16 protein-coding genes are annotated in these 18708 nt (G+C 61.9%); 6 read left to right on the top strand and 10 right to left on the bottom strand.

The genetic code is table 11. The features are described 5' to 3' along the window. Nucleotides 1-52: 52 nt before the first annotated feature. Complete coding sequence (locus tag QNH97_RS19960) at nt 53-781, bottom strand: aspartate/glutamate racemase family protein (RefSeq protein WP_283553561.1); 729 nt, start codon at nt 779-781, stop codon at nt 53-55. Nucleotides 782-840: 59 nt separating this feature from the next. Then, nucleotides 841-1581 carry a phosphoadenylyl-sulfate reductase gene (locus QNH97_RS19955; protein WP_025214780.1) on the bottom strand — a complete coding sequence of 247 codons (741 nt, stop codon included), beginning with the start codon at nt 1579-1581 and terminating at the stop codon, nt 841-843. A 171-nt stretch (nt 1582-1752) separates the two neighbouring features. Here QNH97_RS19955 and thrH point away from each other — a divergent pair, with 171 nt between their 5' ends. Next, complete coding sequence (gene thrH / locus QNH97_RS19950) at nt 1753-2370, top strand: bifunctional phosphoserine phosphatase/homoserine phosphotransferase ThrH (protein ID WP_283553560.1); 618 nt, start codon at nt 1753-1755, stop codon at nt 2368-2370. Nucleotides 2371-2477: 107 nt separating this feature from the next. Here the strand turns inward: thrH and pabB are convergent, their stop codons facing one another. From pabB to rloA, 4 genes are all read right to left on the bottom strand, one after another. Beyond that, nucleotides 2478-3821 carry an aminodeoxychorismate synthase component I gene (gene pabB / locus QNH97_RS19945; RefSeq protein WP_283553559.1) on the bottom strand — a complete coding sequence of 448 codons (1344 nt, stop codon included), beginning with the start codon at nt 3819-3821 and terminating at the stop codon, nt 2478-2480. Between the two features lie 287 nt (nt 3822-4108). Next, the gene (locus QNH97_RS19940; protein ID WP_283553558.1) at nt 4109-5095 is read right to left on the bottom strand and encodes an alpha-L-glutamate ligase-like protein; all 987 of its coding nucleotides are present in this window, start codon (nt 5093-5095) and stop codon (nt 4109-4111) included. Next, nucleotides 5095-6627 carry an osmotic stress tolerance membrane protein RloB gene (gene rloB / locus QNH97_RS19935; RefSeq protein ID WP_283553557.1) on the bottom strand — a complete coding sequence of 511 codons (1533 nt, stop codon included), beginning with the start codon at nt 6625-6627 and terminating at the stop codon, nt 5095-5097. The genes QNH97_RS19940 and rloB overlap by 1 nt, the downstream gene beginning before the upstream one ends. 5 nt (nt 6628-6632) lie before the next feature. Continuing rightward, the gene (gene rloA / locus QNH97_RS19930; protein WP_283553556.1) at nt 6633-7169 is read right to left on the bottom strand and encodes a retropepsin-like aspartic peptidase RloA; all 537 of its coding nucleotides are present in this window, start codon (nt 7167-7169) and stop codon (nt 6633-6635) included. A gap of 280 nt (nt 7170-7449) precedes the next feature. Between rloA and QNH97_RS19925 the strand changes: the two genes are divergently transcribed. The 5 genes from QNH97_RS19925 to prpF all read left to right on the top strand — a co-directional run bounded on the left by QNH97_RS19925 (nt 7450) and on the right by prpF (nt 14251). Next, nucleotides 7450-8160, top strand: a complete 711-nt coding sequence (locus QNH97_RS19925; RefSeq protein WP_283553555.1) for a GntR family transcriptional regulator — start codon at nt 7450-7452, stop codon at nt 8158-8160. Further along, entirely contained in the window at nt 8157-9041 is an 885-nt protein-coding gene (gene prpB, locus QNH97_RS19920; protein WP_025214773.1) for a methylisocitrate lyase, read from the top strand. Before QNH97_RS19925 ends, prpB begins: the two co-directional genes overlap by 4 nt. A 57-nt stretch (nt 9042-9098) precedes the next feature. Next, nucleotides 9099-10226, top strand: coding sequence for a bifunctional 2-methylcitrate synthase/citrate synthase (gene prpC / locus QNH97_RS19915; protein WP_283553554.1), 1128 nt, complete (start codon nt 9099-9101; stop codon nt 10224-10226). A gap of 199 nt (nt 10227-10425) precedes the next feature. Continuing rightward, on the top strand, nt 10426-13017 hold the full coding sequence (gene acnD / locus QNH97_RS19910; RefSeq protein ID WP_283553553.1) for a Fe/S-dependent 2-methylisocitrate dehydratase AcnD: 2592 nt from the start codon (nt 10426-10428) through the stop codon (nt 13015-13017). 43 nt (nt 13018-13060) lie between these two features. Next, nucleotides 13061-14251 (top strand): 2-methylaconitate cis-trans isomerase PrpF, encoded by a 1191-nt coding sequence (gene prpF, locus QNH97_RS19905; protein ID WP_283553552.1) that lies wholly within the window; start codon nt 13061-13063, stop codon nt 14249-14251. Between the two features lie 948 nt (nt 14252-15199). Here prpF and QNH97_RS19900 read toward each other — a convergent pair. Genes QNH97_RS19900 through QNH97_RS19885 form a run of 4 tightly spaced genes read right to left on the bottom strand, consistent with a single transcriptional unit; the run spans nt 15200 to nt 18680 of the window. Further along, the gene (locus QNH97_RS19900) at nt 15200-16102 is read right to left on the bottom strand and encodes a metal ABC transporter solute-binding protein, Zn/Mn family (protein ID WP_283553551.1); all 903 of its coding nucleotides are present in this window, start codon (nt 16100-16102) and stop codon (nt 15200-15202) included. Then, entirely contained in the window at nt 16103-17002 is a 900-nt protein-coding gene (locus QNH97_RS19895) for a metal ABC transporter permease (protein WP_123416006.1), read from the bottom strand. Then, nucleotides 17002-17754, bottom strand: coding sequence for a metal ABC transporter ATP-binding protein (locus QNH97_RS19890; RefSeq protein ID WP_283553550.1), 753 nt, complete (start codon nt 17752-17754; stop codon nt 17002-17004). The genes QNH97_RS19895 and QNH97_RS19890 overlap by 1 nt, the downstream gene beginning before the upstream one ends. Next, nucleotides 17751-18680 carry a metal ABC transporter solute-binding protein, Zn/Mn family gene (locus tag QNH97_RS19885; protein ID WP_283553549.1) on the bottom strand — a complete coding sequence of 310 codons (930 nt, stop codon included), beginning with the start codon at nt 18678-18680 and terminating at the stop codon, nt 17751-17753. The genes QNH97_RS19890 and QNH97_RS19885 overlap by 4 nt, the downstream gene beginning before the upstream one ends. Nucleotides 18681-18708 lie beyond the last annotated feature (28 nt).

Here is an 18708-nt window from a genome sequence, read left to right as displayed (position 1 = left end):
ATGTGGGAGCGAGCTTGCTCGCGATAGGATCACGCAGTTTAGAAAATAATGCTCACCGCCCCAACAGCCCCGGCCAACCAATGATGGTCTTGGGCCGAGGCGTCGCATAGGTGCGCACTTTCGAGGTCGACAACCCCAGCCGCACCAGGGATTCGGCAATGGTCACCGCAGCGGTCACACCATCGACCACTGGCACCCCGGTGCGCTGGCGGATCTGCTCATCGAGCCCGGCCATGCCGCCGCACCCCAGGCAGATCACCTCGGCCTTGTCCTGGCTGACCGCCAGTTCGGCCTGGCGCACGATGGCTTCAACCGCCCGTTGCGGGTCCTGCTCAAGCTCCAGCACCGCCAGGCCACTGGCCCGTACCGAGGCGCAGCGGTCGAACAGGCCGGACAATTTGAGGCGGTCTTCGATCAGCGGCACGGTGCGGTCCAGGGTGGTGACCACCGAATAGGCGTGGCCCAGGAACATGGCGGTGCTGGCGCCGGCGTCGGTAATGTCCACCACCGGCACATTCAGCAGTTCCTGCAAGCCTTCTCGGCCATGTTCGCCGTAGCCGGCCTGGATCACCGCGTCGAACGGCTGATCGTAGGACATCACCCGGTCCATCACCGCAATGGCTGCCAGGTAGCTTTCAAAGTTGCCTTCGATGGAGTCGGCGCCGAAAAACGGCGTGAGCCCGATGATCTCGGTGCCCGGCGCCGCCACGGCTTGGGCTTGGCGGGCGATGGCCTGGGTGATGGATTCGGTGGTGTTGACGTTGACCACGAGAATTCGCATGAGCTGTCCTTTCCAACGAAAAATAAAGCGGCCCCAGGCTTCACGACGCAGCGGTTTTCTCAAGCCTTGGATTTGCTGATGATATTGCCGGCGTGCAGCCCGCATTCTTTCTGCGTGGCTTCTTCCCACCACCAACGCCCTTCGCGTTCGTGCTGGTTTGGCAGTACTGGGCGGGTGCAGGGCTCGCAACCAATGCTGATGAAGCCGCGTTCATGCAGGCTGTTGTAAGGCAGCTCCAGCATGCGGATGTAACCCCAGACTTCTTCACTGGTCATCTGCGACAGCGGGTTGAACTTGTACAGGGTGCGCTCCGGGGTGGAAAACGCCGTGTCGATTTCCAGCACGGCCACCTGGCTGCGGGTACCGGGGCTCTGGTCGCGGCGCTGGCCGGTGGCCCAGGCGCGGACATCGCTGAGCTTGCGCCGCAGCGGCTCGATCTTGCGGATGCCGCAGCACTCGCCGTGGCCGTCCTTGTAGAAGCTGAACAGGCCTTTTTCCTTCACGAAGGGTTCAAGTTTCGTGTAGTCCGGCGAAACCAGTTCGATCTCGATCTTGTAGTGCTCGCGCACCTGGTCGATGAAACGGTAGGTTTCCGGGTGCAGGCGACCGGTATCGAGGCTGAATACCTTGACGTTCTTGTTCAGCTTCCAGGCCATGTCCACCAGCACCACGTCTTCGGCGCCGCTAAAAGATATCCACAGGTCATCGCCGAACTCGGCGAAGGCCAATTTGAGGATGTCCTGCGGGGACTTGTTGGCATAGGTCGTGGCGAGTTCCACGACGTCAAACGATGGGCTCATCAGGGCGGTTTCCTACAGGTCGGTGGCGCTGGGCGCTCTATATGGGCTGATGGTAACAAAAGCTGTCGAGGCTGGCGCGCTCCTGTGCGTTGCGCAGCCTCCGGCGAATGGCTAGAGTCGGCAGGCCTTTTATTCGCTCAACCGATAAATATCAAAAAATGGGAGTGTCTTGTGGAAATTGCCTGTCTCGACCTGGAAGGTGTGCTGGTCCCGGAAATCTGGATCGCCTTCGCTGAAAAAACCGGGATTGAATCCCTCAGGGCAACCACTCGGGACATTCCCGACTATGACGTGCTGATGAAGCAACGGTTGCGCATCCTCGATGAACACGGCCTCAAGCTGTCCGATATCCAGGAAGTCATCGCCACGCTCAAGCCGCTGGATGGCGCTATCGAGTTCGTCGACTGGCTGCGCGAGCGTTTCCAGGTGGTGATCCTTTCCGACACATTCTATGAATTTTCCCAACCCTTGATGCGTCAACTCGGTTTCCCGACTTTGCTCTGCCATCGATTGATTACCGATGACAGCGGGCGGGTGACCGGGTACCAGCTACGCCAGAAAGATCCCAAGCGCCAGTCGGTCCTGGCTTTCAAGAGCCTGTACTACCGCGTGGTTGCGGCGGGGGACTCCTACAACGACACCACGATGCTGGGCGAAGCCGACGCCGGGATTCTGTTTCATGCGCCTGAGAATGTGATCCGTGAGTTCCCGCAATTCCCGGCGGTGCACAGTTTTGCCGAGTTGAAGCAGGAATTCATCAAGGCTTCGAACCGGACCTTGGTCCTGTAAACCACTATCCCCTGTGGGAGCGAGCTTGCTCGCGATAGCGGTATGCCAGTCGATTCAAATGCTGCTGACCCAACGCAATCGCGAGCAAGCTCCCACAAGGGGAACGGTTACAAATTCTGCAAGGTTTCCAGCAGCACCCTGACCTTGGTAATCGACTCCTGGTATTCCGCCTGCCAATCCGAGTCCGCGACAATCCCGCCGCCGCCCCAGCAACACACCTGGCCATCCTTGACCAGCAAACTGCGGATGGCGATGGAACTGTCCATTTCCCCGCGCACGTCCAGGTACAGCAACGAGCCACAATACAGCCCGCGCCGGGTCGGCTCGAGTTCGTCGATGATCTGCATGGCGCGGATTTTCGGGGCGCCGGTGATCGAGCCGCCAGGGAAGCTGCCGGCGATCAGGTCCAGGGCATCCTTCTCGTCGGCCAGCTCGCCGGTCACGCTGCTGACCAGGTGATGCACGTTCGGGTAGCTTTCCAGGCTGAACAACTCCGGCACCCGCACCGAACCGATACGGCAGGTGCGGCCCAGGTCATTGCGCAGCAGGTCGACGATCATCAGGTTTTCCGCCCGATCCTTGGGGCTGGCCAGCAGTTCGGCGGCGTAGACCGCGTCTTCGCCAGGCGTAGTGCCCCGGGGGCGGGTGCCCTTGATGGGTCGGGTTTCCACGTGGCCCTGGCTGACCTTGACGAAGCGTTCCGGCGACAGACTCAGCACCGCACCGCCATCCGGCAGGCTCTGGAAGCCTGAGAATGGCGTCGGGCAAGCCGCCCGCAGCGCCTGGTAGGCGACCCAGGCGTCGCCTTCACAGGACGCGCGAAAACGCTGGGCAAAGTTGACCTGGTAGCAGTCGCCGGCCTGGATATACGCCTGGATACGTTCGAACGCCTGTCGATAAGCTTCGGCGCTGAGGTCAGGCGTCATGGTGCCTTGAAGGCTGAAGGCGGCCATGGGTAACACGGCCGGCTGGCTGAACAGCGCGATCAGGCGCTGGCGTTCGCCTTCGCCACAATGGGGATGGAACACCAGTTGGCTGGTGCCGGCCTGATGATCGGTGACCATCGCCCAGTCGTACACACCGAAACGCGCATCGGGCAGTTGCAGGTCGTCTTTGGCGTGGGACGGCAGGGCTTCGAGGTGTCGGCCGAAGTCGTAGCTCAAGTAGCCGATCAGGCCACCGGCGAAGGGCAATTGCACCATGTCTGGCAAGACTGCATGCCCCAGCTGTGTCAGTTGAGTGCGTAAGCGTTGAAGGAAATCGCCACCGTTCTCGTCCGGTTGCACCGCCAGCTGCTCCAGCGGCCAGGCGCTGAGCAGGTCATAACGACCGCGTTCGGCGCTCGGCCGGCCGCTGTCGAGCAGCACGCTACCGGGGGCATGGCGGATCGCCGCGAAATACTCGGCAGGGTTGGCGCGGTAGGGCAACGGGTGTACGAAGCAGGTTGGCATGGCGGGGCGGGTCAGCCGTTGAGGCGGGGTGGCGATTGTAATCCCTCTGTAGGATTTGCTCCTAGAGGGATGTCGGAGATGAGCAAGTATGGGGGTTATCGAAAATATTTGGGTGTGAACACCATGTGGCGAGGGAGCTTGCTCCCGCTGGGTTGCGCAGCAGCCCCAAGCAGTTGAACGAGGTCAGCCTGATGCAGCGTGGTGCCGGGTTTTGAGGGGTACTTCGCACCCCAGCGGGAGCAAGCTCCCTCGCCACAGGGGCAAACGTCAAACCTCAGTTTCAGCCCTCAGCCTTCAACCGGCGGAATATGCCCAAACAACTCCTGGGCAAACGCTACGCGTTCTTCCACGGTTTCAACGACGCCACGGGCCTTGAGCTCTTCCAGGCGTGCTTCCACGGCGTGGGTGCGCAGGGTCAGGCCGCAATCGTTGGCGATCTGGATGTTCAGCCCCGGCCTGGCGTTCAGTTCCAGGATCAACGGACCTTTCTCCTGGTCCAGCACCATGTCGACGCCGATGTAGCCCAGCCCGCACAGCTCATAGCAACCGGCGGCCAGCTTCATGAACCCGTCCCAGTAGGGGAGCTGGACACCGTCCACCGCGTTGGTGGTGTCGGGGTGTTTGGTAATGATGTTGTTCAGCCAGGTGCCGCGCAGGGTCAGGCCGGTGGCGAGGTCGACACCCACGCCGATGGCGCCCTGGTGCAGGTTGGCCTTGCCGCCGGATTGACGCGTTGGCAAGCGCAGCATGGCCATCACCGGATAGCCCATCAACACGATGATGCGGATGTCCGGCACGCCTTCATAGCTGATGCTCTTGAAGATCTGGTCCGGCGTCACGCGGTACTCGATCAGCGCCCGGTCACGGTGCCCGCCCAAGGAGTACAAGCCGGTGAGGATGCTGGAAACGTGGTGCTCGATTTCCTCGTGGCTGATGATCTTGCCGGACACCGTGCGATAACGCCCCTCGAAGCGGTCGGCGATCACGATGATGCCGTCGCCGCCCGCGCCCTGGGCCGGCTTGATCACGAAATCGGTACGTCCACCGATGATCGCATCGAGCTTGTCGATTTCCTTCTCGGTGGAGATTACCCCGTACAGTTCCGGCACGTGGATGCCGGCAGCGATGGCCCGTTCCTTGGTGATGATCTTGTCATCGACGATGGGGTACAGGCTGCGCTTGTTGTACTTGAGCACGTAGTCGGCATTGCGCCGGTTGATGCCCATGATGCCCCGGGCTTCCAGGGCCTTCCAGGTCTTCCAGAGGCCGAACATTACGAGTCAGCCTTGAGGAAGGCCTTGAACCGCACCAGCTCGGTCAGGCGATAGCCGCGATAACGACCCATGGCCAGCATGAAGCCCACCAGGATCAGCAGGATCGCCGGGAAGGTGAACACGAAGTACACCAACTCCGGCACGCTCATGATCAGGTGCGCCAGGGCGGCGGCGAACAAGGTGCCGATGGCGACTTTCATCGCGTGGCCGGCGCCGCGTTCTTCCCAGGTGATGGACAGGCGTTCGATGGTCATGGTCAGGATCACCATCGGGAACAGCGCCACCGACAGGCCCCGCTCCAGGCCCAGCTTGTGGCTGAACAGGCTGATGGCGGCGATCAGCACCACCACGAACGTCAGCACCACCGAAAGCCTCGGCAGCATCTGCAGCTTGAGGTGTTCCAGGTACGAACGCAGCGACAGGCCCAGTGTCGTGATCACCGTGAACAGGATGATCCCGAAGCCCAGTTGGGTTTCCCGGAAGGCGAGGGCGATCAGCACCGGGGTAAAGGTCCCGAGGGTCTGCAGGCCGATCAGGTTGCGCAGCACCAGGATCACCAGCACGCCGATCGGGATCATCACCATGATCATGAAGGTCTGCTGGGTTTGCAGCGGCAGGCCGTAGAGCGAGTACTCGAGGAAGTTGGCGTCGGTGTTCTCGTCCGTCAGCTTGGCCAGGCGAATGGCGTTCATTTCGCTGTTGTTCATGGTGAAGGTGACGGTGGCTTTCTTGCCGCCATCGACGGTGATCAGGTTTTCATCGCCGGTCCACCACAGCAGGCGGTCGGTGGGCAGCCCCTGTTCGCCGCTGTCCGGGTTGAAGTACAGCCAGTCGGCGCCGTTGAAACTGCGCAACCACAGTTCAGGTGTCTGTGGTTGATCGGCGACCAGGCGGATGGTGTGGACCTTTTCCACCGGCACGTGGGCGATGGAGAGGACCAATTCGACGATCCGGGCCTTGTTGGCGGATGAGGGATCGCCGGCCAATAGCAGCTTGACGTTGTCGTCGTTGAGGTTGTTGACGCGCTTGATGGCCTCGCTGATGAACGTCTCGACGTCGGCCGAGTGCTGGCGGATCGGCGCGAGCAGGGCTTCGGCGGCCAGCTTCTCCGGGCCTTCGACGGCGATGCTGTCGCGGAAGGTCGGGCCCTTGACCTTGGTTTTTTCGGCGGTGTAGCGCTTGGTCAACACCAGCCGGTAATACAGCGTCTGGTTGCCTTTGGCGCGACGGGCCGACCACGTCACCTTGCGGTTACCGTCGACCCGGTTCACCGCTACACCGTAGTTGTTGGAAATGAAGCTCTCGTTGAGGCTGACGTAGTCGCGGCTCAGGGGCGGCACGAACATCTGGATCTTTACCGGATCCTTGGCATTGGGCACGAACTCGACCTTGGCGTCGATGTTCCACAAGTCGTCGGTGGCGTCTTCGGTCACCGGAATGCCGAGCACGAAAATCTGATAGGCCGTCACCGACAGGCCCACCGCCACCAGGATGGCGATCAGCATTTTCAGATGGAGGGTAAGGGAGCGCATTGGAATTACTCTGCGGTTTGAGCGGCATTGGCGCAGGCGGGTTTGCCGGCAGCGTATTTAAGACTGGGGTCGACCAGCGCGTCGAAGCGCTTGAGCGCCTCGGAGCCGATCAGTAACGGGTATTGGAAGGCGCTACGGTCGGTCAGGTTCACTTCGATGCTGCGTAGGGCCGAACCCATGCAGATGTCCAGCTCGATGACCGGCCGCGCCGTGTAATTCTTGCCTTCTTCCGGGTCGTAGTCTCCGGCACGGCGCTTGATCTTGCTGACGCGGGCCAGCGGGCGTTCGATGGGGTGAGAGTGGGCCGCGTCGATGGCCAGGTAAAAGCGCACCCAGGATTCGCCGTTGCGCTTGAAACGCTTGATGTCGCGAGCGCTGAGCGAAGCGGTCTTGGCACCGGTGTCAAGCTTGGCGGCGACCTCCAGGTCGATGCCCTGCAGGGCTGCGTATTCATTGAGACCGTACACAGTTTTTTCGCCCGCCGCAGCAAGCCCCGGCAGGCACATGAAATATAGAACAGCAGATAAGGGCTTGAGTGTCATAGATCCTGGTGCGCAGCGTTCCGTTTATCGGTTCAGGCCCTGGCATTACTGCACAAGCTCCCTGGGCAGCCTTCCCTATAAAAGGAGAGCGGCAAATCGCGCGGCATTCTAGCACGGTGGTTTTCTGACGCCACCGCTGGCCCGACGCTACGAGTCAATCAATAGATCGGTTATGACTGCTGCTCTTATTAGACGATTGTCGACAATGTTGATTTTATCTTTGACGTTTACGGGCTTATTGGGTAGTTTTTGCTGTATTGATTTTAAAGGTGTCGACAATATGCTCGATCAGCTCGAATCCCCGGTGATGGTCCAAGATGACTCGGAAACCCTTTCCGAGAATGTCTTTCGACGTATCCAGGCCGCCATCGTCAAAGGCGAGATCGCCCCCGGCAGCAAGATCTCCGAGCCCGAGCTCGCACGCACCTACGGCATCAGCCGCGGGCCGCTGCGCGAGGCGATCCATCGCCTGGAAGGCCAGCGCTTGCTGGTGCGCATTCCCCACGTCGGGGCCCGAGTGGTGTCCCTGAGCCACGCCGAGCTGCTGGAACTCTATGAAATCCGTGAGTCCCTCGAAGGCATGGCCTGCCGCCTGGCGGCCGAACGCATGACCCTGGAAGAAATCGACGAGCTGCGCCGGGTTCTGGAAACCCACGAGCGCGATGCGGCGTTCCAGGCCGGCGTCGGCTATTACCAGCAGGAAGGCGATTTCGACTTCCACTACCGGATCATCCAGGGCAGCGGCAACCGCACCCTGACGCAAATGCTGTGTGGCGAGCTGTATCAACTGGTGCGCATGTACCGCATCCAGTTTTCCACCACGCCCAACCGTCCGCGCCAGGCATTTGCCGAGCACCATCGGATTCTAGACGCCATCGCCGACCGCGACGGCGAACTGGCTGAATTATTGATGCGTCGGCACATCGGCGCCTCCAAACGCAACATCGCGCGTCATTTTCAGGACAGCGCCACTGAACGAGGTGAGTCATGAGCAACAGCACTCCAGGCCAGCGTTTCCGCGATGCGGTCGCCAATGAGCATCCGCTGCAAGTGGTGGGGACGATCAACGCCAACCACGCGTTGCTGGCCAAGCGCGCCGGTTTCAAGGCGATCTACCTGTCCGGCGGCGGCGTGGCGGCCGGTTCCCTCGGCGTGCCGGACCTGGGCATCACCGGCCTGGATGACGTGCTGACCGATGTGCGGCGGATCACTGACGTGTGCGACCTGCCATTGCTGGTGGACGTGGACACCGGTTTCGGTTCCTCGGCGTTCAACGTGGCCCGTACGGTCAAGTCGATGATCAAGTTCGGTGCGGCAGCCATTCATATCGAAGACCAGGTCGGCGCCAAGCGCTGCGGTCATCGTCCGAATAAAGAGATCGTCTCCCAGCAGGAAATGGTCGACCGCATCAAGGCCGCCGTCGATGCCCGCACCGACGACAGTTTCGTGATCATGGCCCGTACCGATGCCCTGGCCGTGGAGGGCTTGGAGTCTGCTCTCGACCGCGCCGCCGCCTGCATCGAGGCGGGTGCCGACATGATTTTCCCTGAGGCCATCACCGAACTGGAGATGTACAAGCTGTTCGCCAGCCGCGTGCGAGCGCCGATCCTGGCGAACATCACCGAATTCGGCGCGACTCCGTTGTACACCACCGAGCAGCTGGCCGGTGCCGACGTGTCCCTGGTGCTGTACCCGTTGTCGGCCTTCCGTGCCATGAACAAGGCCGCCGAGAACGTCTATACCGCGATCCGCCGCGACGGTACGCAACAGAACGTCATCGACACCATGCAAACGCGCATGGAGCTTTACGATCGCATCGACTACCACACCTTCGAGCAGAAGCTCGATGCGTTGTTCGCGTCGAAGAAGTAAGGCGCGATCCCCTACAACTTGCCGATTCCCTACAAATTCAAAAAATGGAGACAGCAAATGGCCGAAGCAAAAGTACTCAGTGGCGCCGGGCTCCGTGGCCAGGTGGCCGGGCAAACTGCATTGTCCACCGTGGGCCAGTCGGGCGCTGGCCTGACCTATCGCGGCTACGACGTTCGCGACCTGGCGGCTGACGCGCAATTTGAAGAAGTGGCCTACCTGCTGCTGTACGGCGAGCTGCCGACCCAGGCACAGCTGGACGCCTACATGCGCAAGCTGAGCCAGCTACGCGACTTGCCCCAAGCCTTGAAAGAAGTGCTGGAGCGCATTCCCGCCGACGCCCACCCGATGGACGTGATGCGCAGCGGCTGCTCGTTCCTGGGCAACCTGGAACCCGAGGAAGACTTTTCCGAGCAGCACGACAAGACCGACCGCCTGCTGGCCGCGTTCCCGGCGATCATGTGTTACTGGTATCGCTTCAGCCACGAAGGCCAGCGCATCGAGTGCGTGACCGACGAAGCGTCCATCGGCGGTCATTTCCTGCACCTGCTGCATGGCAAGAAGCCGAGCGAGTTGCACGTCAAGGTGATGAACGTCTCGCTGATCCTGTACGCCGAGCACGAATTCAACGCCTCGACTTTCACCGCCCGGGTCTGCGCCTCCACCCTGTCGGACCTGTTTTCCTGCATCACTGCCGCCATCGGCTCGCTGCGCGGCCCGTTGCATGGTGGTGCCAACGAAGCGGCAATGGCAATGATCGAGCGCTTCCAGTCGCCGGAGGAGGCGGTCAAGGGCACCTTGGCGATGCTCGAGCGCAAGGACAAGATCATGGGCTTCGGCCACGCGATCTATAAGGACAACGACCCGCGTAACGAGGTGATCAAGGGCTGGTCGAAAAAACTCGCCGACGAAGTGGGCGATACGGTGCTGTTTCCGGTTTCCGAAGCCATCGACAAGACCATGTGGGAGCAGAAGAAACTGTTTCCCAACGCCGATTTCTACCATGCCTCGACATACCACTTCATGGGCATCCCGACCAAGCTGTTCACGCCGATCTTCGTCTGCTCGCGCCTGACCGGCTGGGCCGCCCATGTGTTCGAACAACGCGCCAACAACCGCATCATCCGCCCGAGCGCCGAATACACCGGCGTCGAACAGCGCAAGTTCGTGCCAATCGAGCAGCGCTGAGCTGGAGGGTTTTAGCCGCCGGAACTGAATGACCCCGAAACCCTGTGGGAGCGAGCTTGCTCGCGATTGCGCACTGACATTCAACATTGATGTCGACGGATACACCGCTATCGCGAGCAAGCTCGCTCCCACAGTGGCCGGGGGTGACTTCAAGTCCTGAGCCAGCCCCTTCTGAAACCACCGTGACCGAGTCCTGACGATGAACACAGAATTTCGCAAACCGCTGCCCGGCACTTCGCTGGATTATTTCGACGTTCGCGAGGCGGTGGATGCCATCCGGCCCGGCGCCTACGACGGCCTGCCGTACACCTCCCGTGTGCTGGCGGAGAACCTGGTGCGTCGCTGTGACCCGGCCACGCTACGCGAGTCACTGCTGCAACTGATCGAGCGCAAGCGCGACCTGGATTTCCCCTGGTTCCCGGCCCGAGTGGTGTGCCACGACATCCTCGGCCAGACCGCGCTGGTGGACCTGGCCGGCCTGCGCGACGCCATCGCCCTGCAGGGCGGTGATCCGGCGCAGGTCAATCCGGTGGTGCCGACCCAACTGATCGTCGACCACTCCCTGGCGGTGGAAAGCGGTGGTTCCGACCCTCAAGCCTTCGCCAAGAACCGCGCCATCGAAGACCGGCGCAACGAAGACCGCTTTCACTTCATCAACTGGACCAAGAAGGCCTTCAAGAACGTCGATGTGATTCCGCCGGGCAACGGGATCATGCACCAGATCAACCTGGAAAAAATGTCACCGGTGATCCAGCAACGTGACGGCGTGGCGTTCCCCGACACCTGTGTGGGTACCGACAGCCATACGCCCCACGTCGATGCCCTGGGCGTGATCGCCATCGGCGTCGGCGGCCTGGAAGCCGAAAGCGTCATGCTGGGTCGCGCCTCGTGGATGCGCTTGCCGGAAATCATCGGCGTCGAGCTGACCGGACAACTGCAACCTGGCATCACTGCCACCGACATGGTGCTGGCACTGACCGAATTCCTGCGCAAGCAAAAAGTCGTCGGTGCCTGGCTGGAATTTTTCGGCGAAGGGGCCAGTGCCCTGACCTTGGGCGACCGTGCGACCATTTCCAACATGGCCCCGGAATACGGCGCCACGGCGGCGATGTTCCATATTGACCAACAGACCATCGATTACCTGAAGCTGACCGGCCGCGAAGACGAGCAGGTGCAACTGGTCGAGACCTACGCCAAACAGACCGGTCTTTGGGCTGACAGCCTCAAGAGCGCGCAATATGAGCGCGGCCTGACGTTCGACCTGTCCTCGGTGGTGCGCAACATGGCCGGCCCGAGCAACCCCCACGCCCGCGTCGCGGTGTCGGATCTGGCCGCCAAAGGCATTTCCGGTCAGTGGGACGATGTGCCAGGACAGATGCCGGACGGCGCGGTGATCATCGCCGCCATCACCAGCTGCACCAACACCAGCAACCCGCGCAATGTGATCGCCGCTGGCCTGCTGGCGCGCAACGCCAATCGCCTTGGCCTGACCCGTAAGCCATGGGTCAAGTCGTCCCTGGCACCGGGTTCGAAAACCGTGGCGTTGTACCTGGATGAAGCCGGCCTGACCAAAGAGTTGGAGCAACTGGGCTTCGGCGTGGTGGCCTTTGCCTGCACTACCTGTAACGGCATGTCCGGCGCGCTGGACCCGGTGATCCAGCAGGAAATCATCGACCGGGACCTGTACGCCACCGCTGTGCTGTCGGGCAACCGCAACTTCGACGGGCGCATCCACCCGTACGCCAAGCAGGCGTTCCTCGCGTCGCCGCCACTGGTGGTGGCCTACGCCATCGCCGGGACCATCCGCTTCGACATCGAGAAGGATGTGCTGGGCATGGTGGACGGTCGGGAAATCCGCCTCAAGGACATCTGGCCGAGCGACGAAGAAATCAATGCGGTGGTCAAGGCGTCGGTGAAGCCGGAGCAGTTTCGCCAGGTGTACATCCCGATGTTCGCCATCCAGGAAGACACCGGGCCGAAAGTCACGCCGCTCTATGACTGGCGCCCACAAAGCACCTACATTCGTCGTCCGCCTTATTGGGAAGGGGCGCTGGCCGGTGCGCGGCCGCTCAAGGGCATGCGTCCGCTGGCGGTGTTGCCGGACAACATCACCACTGACCACCTGTCGCCGTCCAACGCCATCATGCTGGACAGCGCCGCCGGCGAATACCTGGCGAAAATGGGCCTGCCGGAAGAAGACTTCAACTCCTATGCGACCCACCGCGGCGACCACTTGACGGCGCAGCGCGCGACCTTCGCCAACCCGAAACTGTTCAACGAAATGGTCCAGGAAAACGGCAAGGTCAAGCAGGGTTCCCTGGCCCGGGTCGAGCCGGAAGGCAAAGTGATGCGCATGTGGGAAGCCATCGAAACCTACATGGAACGCAAGCAGCCGCTGATCATCATTGCCGGCGCCGACTACGGCCAGGGTTCGTCCCGGGACTGGGCAGCCAAGGGCGTGCGCCTGGCGGGTGTCGAGGCGATCGCCGCCGAAGGTTTCGAACGCATCCACCGTACCAACCTGGTGGGCATGGGCGTGTTGCCGCTGGAGTTCAAGCCCGGGACCGATCGCAAGACCCTGGGCATCGACGGCACCGAGATCTATGACGTAATCGGCGAACGCACTCCGCGTGCGACGCTGACCTTGGTCATCACTCGCAAGAACGGCGAGCGCGTCGAGGTGCCGGTGACCTGTCGCCTCGATACGGCTGAAGAAGTGTCGATCTACGAGGCCGGTGGCGTATTGCAACGCTTTGCCCAGGACTTCCTGGAATCGGCGGTTGCCGTTTAAATCACTGCTGCGGGCACCGGTGGGTGTCCGCTTAAGGAGCACCATGGCTCACGCACCTCAAATCAGAATTCCCGCCACTTACATGCGTGGCGGCACCAGCAAAGGCGTGTTCTTCAGCCTGCAAGACCTGCCCGAAGCGGCCCGTGTCCCAGGCCCCGTCCGGGATGCCTTGCTGTTGCGGGTGATCGGCAGCCCCGACCCGTATGAGAAGCAGATCGACGGCATGGGCGGTGCGACGTCCAGCACCAGCAAGACCGTGATCCTGTCCAAGAGCACCCGGGTCGACCACGACGTAGATTATCTGTTCGGCCAGGTGTCCATCGACAAACCGTTCGTGGACTGGAGCGGCAACTGCGGCAACCTGTCGGCGGCGGTCGGTTCATTCGCCATCAGCAGTGGCTTGGTGGAGTCCGGCCGTATTCCACAAAACGGCGTGGCTGTGGTGCGAATCTGGCAAGCCAACATCGGCAAGACCATCATCGCCCACGTGCCGATCACTGGCGGCGCGGTGCAGGAAACCGGTGATTTCGAACTCGACGGCGTGACCTTCCCGGCAGCCGAAGTGCAGTTGGAATTCATGGACCCGGCGGCGGAGGAAGAGGGCGGTAGCGGCTCGATGTTCCCCACTGGCAACCTGGTGGACGACCTTGAAGTGCCAGGTGTCGGCACCTTCAAGGCTACCCTGATCAACGCTGGCATCCCGACGATCTTCATCAATGCCCGGGACGTCGGTTACACCGGCACCGAATTGCAGGGCGCGATCAACGGCGATCCCAAGGCGTTGGCGATGTTCGAAACTATCCGCGCCCATGGGGCCTTGCGCATGGGCTTGATCAAGCACCTGGACGAAGCCACCCAGCGCCAGCACACGCCGAAAGTGGCGTTTGTCGCACCGCCTGCGGCTTACGTTTCATCCAGCGGAAAAGCCGTGGCGGCCCGGGATGTCGACCTGCTGGTGCGGGCGCTGTCCATGGGCAAACTGCACCACGCCATGATGGGCACGGCGGCAGTTGCCATCGGCACGGCCGCAGCGATTTCCGGCACTCTGGTGAACCTGGCAGCGGGCGGCATCGAGCGCAACGCCGTGCGTTTCGGCCACCCGTCCGGCACCTTGCGCGTCGGCGCCGAGGCCAGCCAGGTCAACGGCGAATGGACCGTGAACAAAGCCATCATGAGCCGCAGCGCACGGGTGTTGATGGAAGGGTTTGTGCGGGTGCCGGGGGAGGTGTTTTAACGCAATATTTCAGGAATAACACAAAACCTGTGGGAGCGAGCCTGCTCGCGAAAGCGCTGTGTCAGTCGACATCAATGTTGAAGGCGCCGGCCTCTTCGCGAGCAGGCTCGCTCACACATGGACTTTGTGGTTTACGCGAAATCTGTGACCATCGGCGATCAACTGTGGGAGCGAGCCTGCTCGCGATGGCGGTGTGTCAGTCGACATCGATGTTGAAGGTGTCGGCCTCTTCGCGAGCAGGCTCGCTCCCACATGGACTTTGTGGTGTAGGCGAAATCTGTGACCATCGGCGATCAACTGTGGGAGCGAGCCTGCTCGCGAAAGCGCTGTGTCAGTCGACATCAATGTTGAAGGTGCCGGCCTCTTCGCGAGCAAGCTCGCTCCCACATGGACTTTGTGGTGTAGGCGAAATCTGTGACCATCGGCGATCAACTGTGGGAGCGAGCCTGCTCGCGAAGGCGCTGTGTCAGTCGACATCAATGTTGAAGGTGCCGGCCTCTTCGCGAGTAAGCTCGCTCCCACATGGACTTTGTGGTGTACGCGAAATCTGTGAACATCCGCGATCACTGTGGGAGCGAGCCTGCTCGCGAAAGCGCTGTGACAGTCGACATCGATGTTGAAGGTGTCGGCCTCTTCGCGAGCAGGCTCGCTCCCACATGGACTTTGTGGTGTAGGCGAAATCTGTGACCATCGGCGATCAACTGTGGGAGCGAGCTTGCTCGCGAAGGCGCTGTGACAGTCGACATCAATGTTGAAGGTGCCGGCCTCTTCGCGAGCAGGCTCGCTCCCACATGGACTTTGTGGTGTAGGCGAAATCTGTGACCATCGGCGATCAACTGTGGGAGCGAGCTTGCTCGCGATGGCGGTGTGTCAGTCGACATCGATGTTGAAGGTGTCGGCCTCTTCGCGAGCAGGCTAGCTCCCACAGGGGGATTGCGTTTTCTGTAGTCAGCCCTTCTTCGTCAGCGCCGCGACCACCAGTCCCACATTGCTCTCCAGCTCCGCCACCGGGTCGGCGGCGTCGGTGCTGAGTACCAGCAATTGGCTGCCACCCTCGGAAATGGCTGCTTTCACCGCCTCCGAGGGTTGACGATGGTGCAGCACCAAGGCCACGTCGTTGTCTTTCAAGTTAGCGGTCAATTGCTTGAGCGCTTCGGCTGTCCAGTCGGCGTCGGGCCGGGTATCGGTGCTGATGCCGTCCAGATTGAGCCCGCTGATCAGGTAACCGAAATGCTCGCTCAGGCTGACCACGCTCAGGTTGTCGGCATTGGCGAGCTGCTTCTCGCTGTCGGCGCTGAGTTTGAGCAGACGTTGCTTGAGCGCCGCCAGGTTGCTGTCGATCTTCGGTTTGGCCGTTGGGGCCAGGCGCACCAGGTCGGCGGCGATCACATCGGCCATGCGCCCCAGGTTATGGCTGGCCATCCACGGCTGGCTCGCCAGCCCGTCGGCTGTGCCCGGCTGCAGGGCAATGCCGGGCAGGGCGCCGTCTACGGGGCGAGCGGCATCGATTTCGACGATGCGAATATTGCTCCGGCGAGCCATGGGGTACAACGGATCGTCCGGCCACAACGAGCGCAGGCCGATCACGCCGTCGGCATCGTTGGCCAGTTTGCTCAGGGCCGCCGCACCACGGCCACTGAAGTAGGCGCTCTGCCGAGTGCCGGGCAAATTGGCGGGCGCGGCTCTTTCCAGTTTGACGTCGGAGCCCTTGAGCAAGGCCTCGCCCAAGCCATAGGTGACCGGCAACGACGCCAGCAAGTGCACCGGTCTGCTTTCGGTGGCAAATGAAGAGGGGGTGACCACGCTGCACAGGGCCGCGACCAAGGCCAGTTGTCGTAATGAAAAAACCATTTATCCAAGATTCCCTTTGAGACTGGGGACAATGCCGCGGGCGATGGCGCTCAAGGCGAAGGCGATGCCGGCCACCAGGATGATTGCGGCACCGGACGGGATCGGCAGATCGAAGACAATCGGCGCGAGAATCCCGCACAAGGTGCTGACGGTCGCAATCAACACGGAACACCAGAAAAAACCTTTCAACGACTGGCTGAGCAGACGCGCCGCCGCTGCCGGAATCACCAAAAGGGCGCCCACCAGAATGGCGCCGATGACTTTCACTGCCGCCACGGTGATCAACGTCACCAACACCACGAACAGATAATCCAGGGTCTTGACCGCCACCCCGCGCACCGCCGCCAGTTGCGGGTTGAAGCTGGCGAGCATAATGCGGTTGTACAGCGGCAGCGCCAGGGCCATCACCAGCGAGCCGACCACCGCCAGCACCAGCAGGTCATTGCCGTTGACCGTCAGCACTGAACCAAACAGCACGTTCTCCAGGATGTGCACATTGATCTTGCCCGCCAGGATCAGCAGCAGGCTGGCACCCAGGGCCAGGGACACCGACAGGAACACACCGATCAGCGTGTCCGGCGCCAGGCCGGTGCGGTTGCGCAGGTAATTGAGCAGGATGCCGAACAGCAGGCAGTAACCGAACAGGCTGCCGTAGGGGCCGGTATAGGGTTCGCCGAGCAGGATGCCAACGGCCACGCCGGTCAGCGCCGCATGGCCCACCGCTTCGGAGAAAAATGCAAAGCGCTTGACCACCACCAGCGTGCCGAGGCCGCCCAGCACCGGGCCGATCAACAATCCGGCCAACAGCGCATTGACCACAAACCCGTAGGCCAGCGCCTCGGGCAGGTAACCGGACGAGGCCCAGCCCTGGACCATCAAACGGAAGGCTTCATAACTCATCAGGCAGCGCTCCCATTCGTGCGTGGGTGGGTGGAAAACAGCGTCAGCAGGCGTTCTGGAGTCAGGGTTTGGCGAGGCGGTCCGTCGAACAGCACTCGGCGATTCAAGCCCGTGACGCGGTCGGCCAGGCGCCCGACGGCTTCCAGGTCATGTTCGATCCAGAGCACCGTGATGCCGGCCTGGCGCCAGTCTTGCAACAATTGTTCGAACACCTGGATGCCGGCCTCATCCAGGGCCGACATCGGTTCATCCAGCACCAGCAATTGCGGCGGCGGAATAAGCCCCTGGGCCAGCAATACCCGCTGGCGCTCGCCGCCGGACAGCGCGCCCATGCGCCGCTTGCGCTTGTCCTGCATGCCGACCCGCTCCAGGGCCTGGCCGATGGCGCCGGCATAATGCTTGCTCAGGCCCAGGAACGCCGGCCGCCGTTGACACATCGCCGCCATGAAATCATCCACCGTCATAGGCAGGCCCCGGTCGAACTCCAGCGCCTGGGGCACATAGCCGATGACACCGGGTTCGCCCGGCCACTGCAGGCTCAAGCGTCCCTGATGCGGCATCTGCCCCAGCAAGGTCTTGATCAACGAACTCTTGCCGCCGCCATTGGGGCCCACCAGTGCATGGATGCTGCCGGGCTGTACCTGGAAGGTCACCGCGTCGAGAATCGTGGTGCGCCCCAGGTTCAGGCTGACGTCGGAGCACTCAATCAAAGGGCCGACGCGTTGCGGGGTGACGATTTCCTGGACAGTCATGCGCCGGACTCCTGAATCGCTCGGACCACGGTGTCGAGGTTGCCGGTCATTTCCTTTTCGTACTTCTCGGCGCTGTAGTCGCCGTAAGAAATGTGTGACAGCGGGTACAGCTTCACCCCCGATTCACGCTGGATGGTGTCGACGTAGGTGGACGGGAAATCCATTTCCGAGAAAATCACCTTCACGTCCAGCTCGCGCAGTTGGTCGATGGTCTTCTTCAACTGGCTGGGGCTCGGTTCGATGCCGTGGGCCGGCTCGACCACGGCGGTCACTTCCAGGCCGAATTCGCGCAGCAGATAGTCATAGGCGGCATGCACCGTGGCGACCCGCAACTCGGCATTGGGGGCCTGGGTCAGTTTCGCCAGGGCAGCGGCGCGCATCTGCCGCAGGCGCTTGCCGTAGGCGCGGGCGTTTTGGGTGTAGGCCTTGGCGTTGTCCGGGTCGAGCTTGCCCAACTCCCGGGCGATGTTATTGACCTGGGCGATGGAGGCGCTGATGGACAGGAAGGTGTGCGGGTTCACGACCTTGCCCGCGCCGCGGGCCGCGGTGCCGGTGGCGGCCAGCAAGGGTACGTTCTCGTTGGCCTCGATCACCTTCACGTTGGGGGTTTCGCTGGCGGCGATCATGCGGTCGGCAAAATCGTCGTGACCTACGCCGTTGAGCACGATCACGTCGAGGCCGCCGATACGCTTGATGTCCTCGGCCCGTGGTTCATAGGCATGGGGGTTGAAACCCGCCGGGATCAGCGGCACCACTTCGGCCTTATCGCCGACAATGTTCGCCACGTAGCTGTAATAAGGGTGCAAGGTGATGCCGATGCGCAGGCGCTTGGCTGTTTCGGCGCTGGCCTGCGAGGTGAACAGGCAGGCCAGCAGGCCGATCAACAACAGGCGCAGCAAGGGTCGGCGTTGAGATGCAATAGGCATGGGCGGAGGGTCTTCTCGAATGGGGGCG

The sequence above is a fragment of the Pseudomonas sp. G2-4 genome (assembly GCF_030064125.1).
GTDB lineage: Bacteria > Pseudomonadota > Gammaproteobacteria > Pseudomonadales > Pseudomonadaceae > Aquipseudomonas.
The sequence above is the reverse complement of the archived record's forward strand: the minus strand, read 5'-3'. Positions and strand labels throughout refer to the sequence as shown.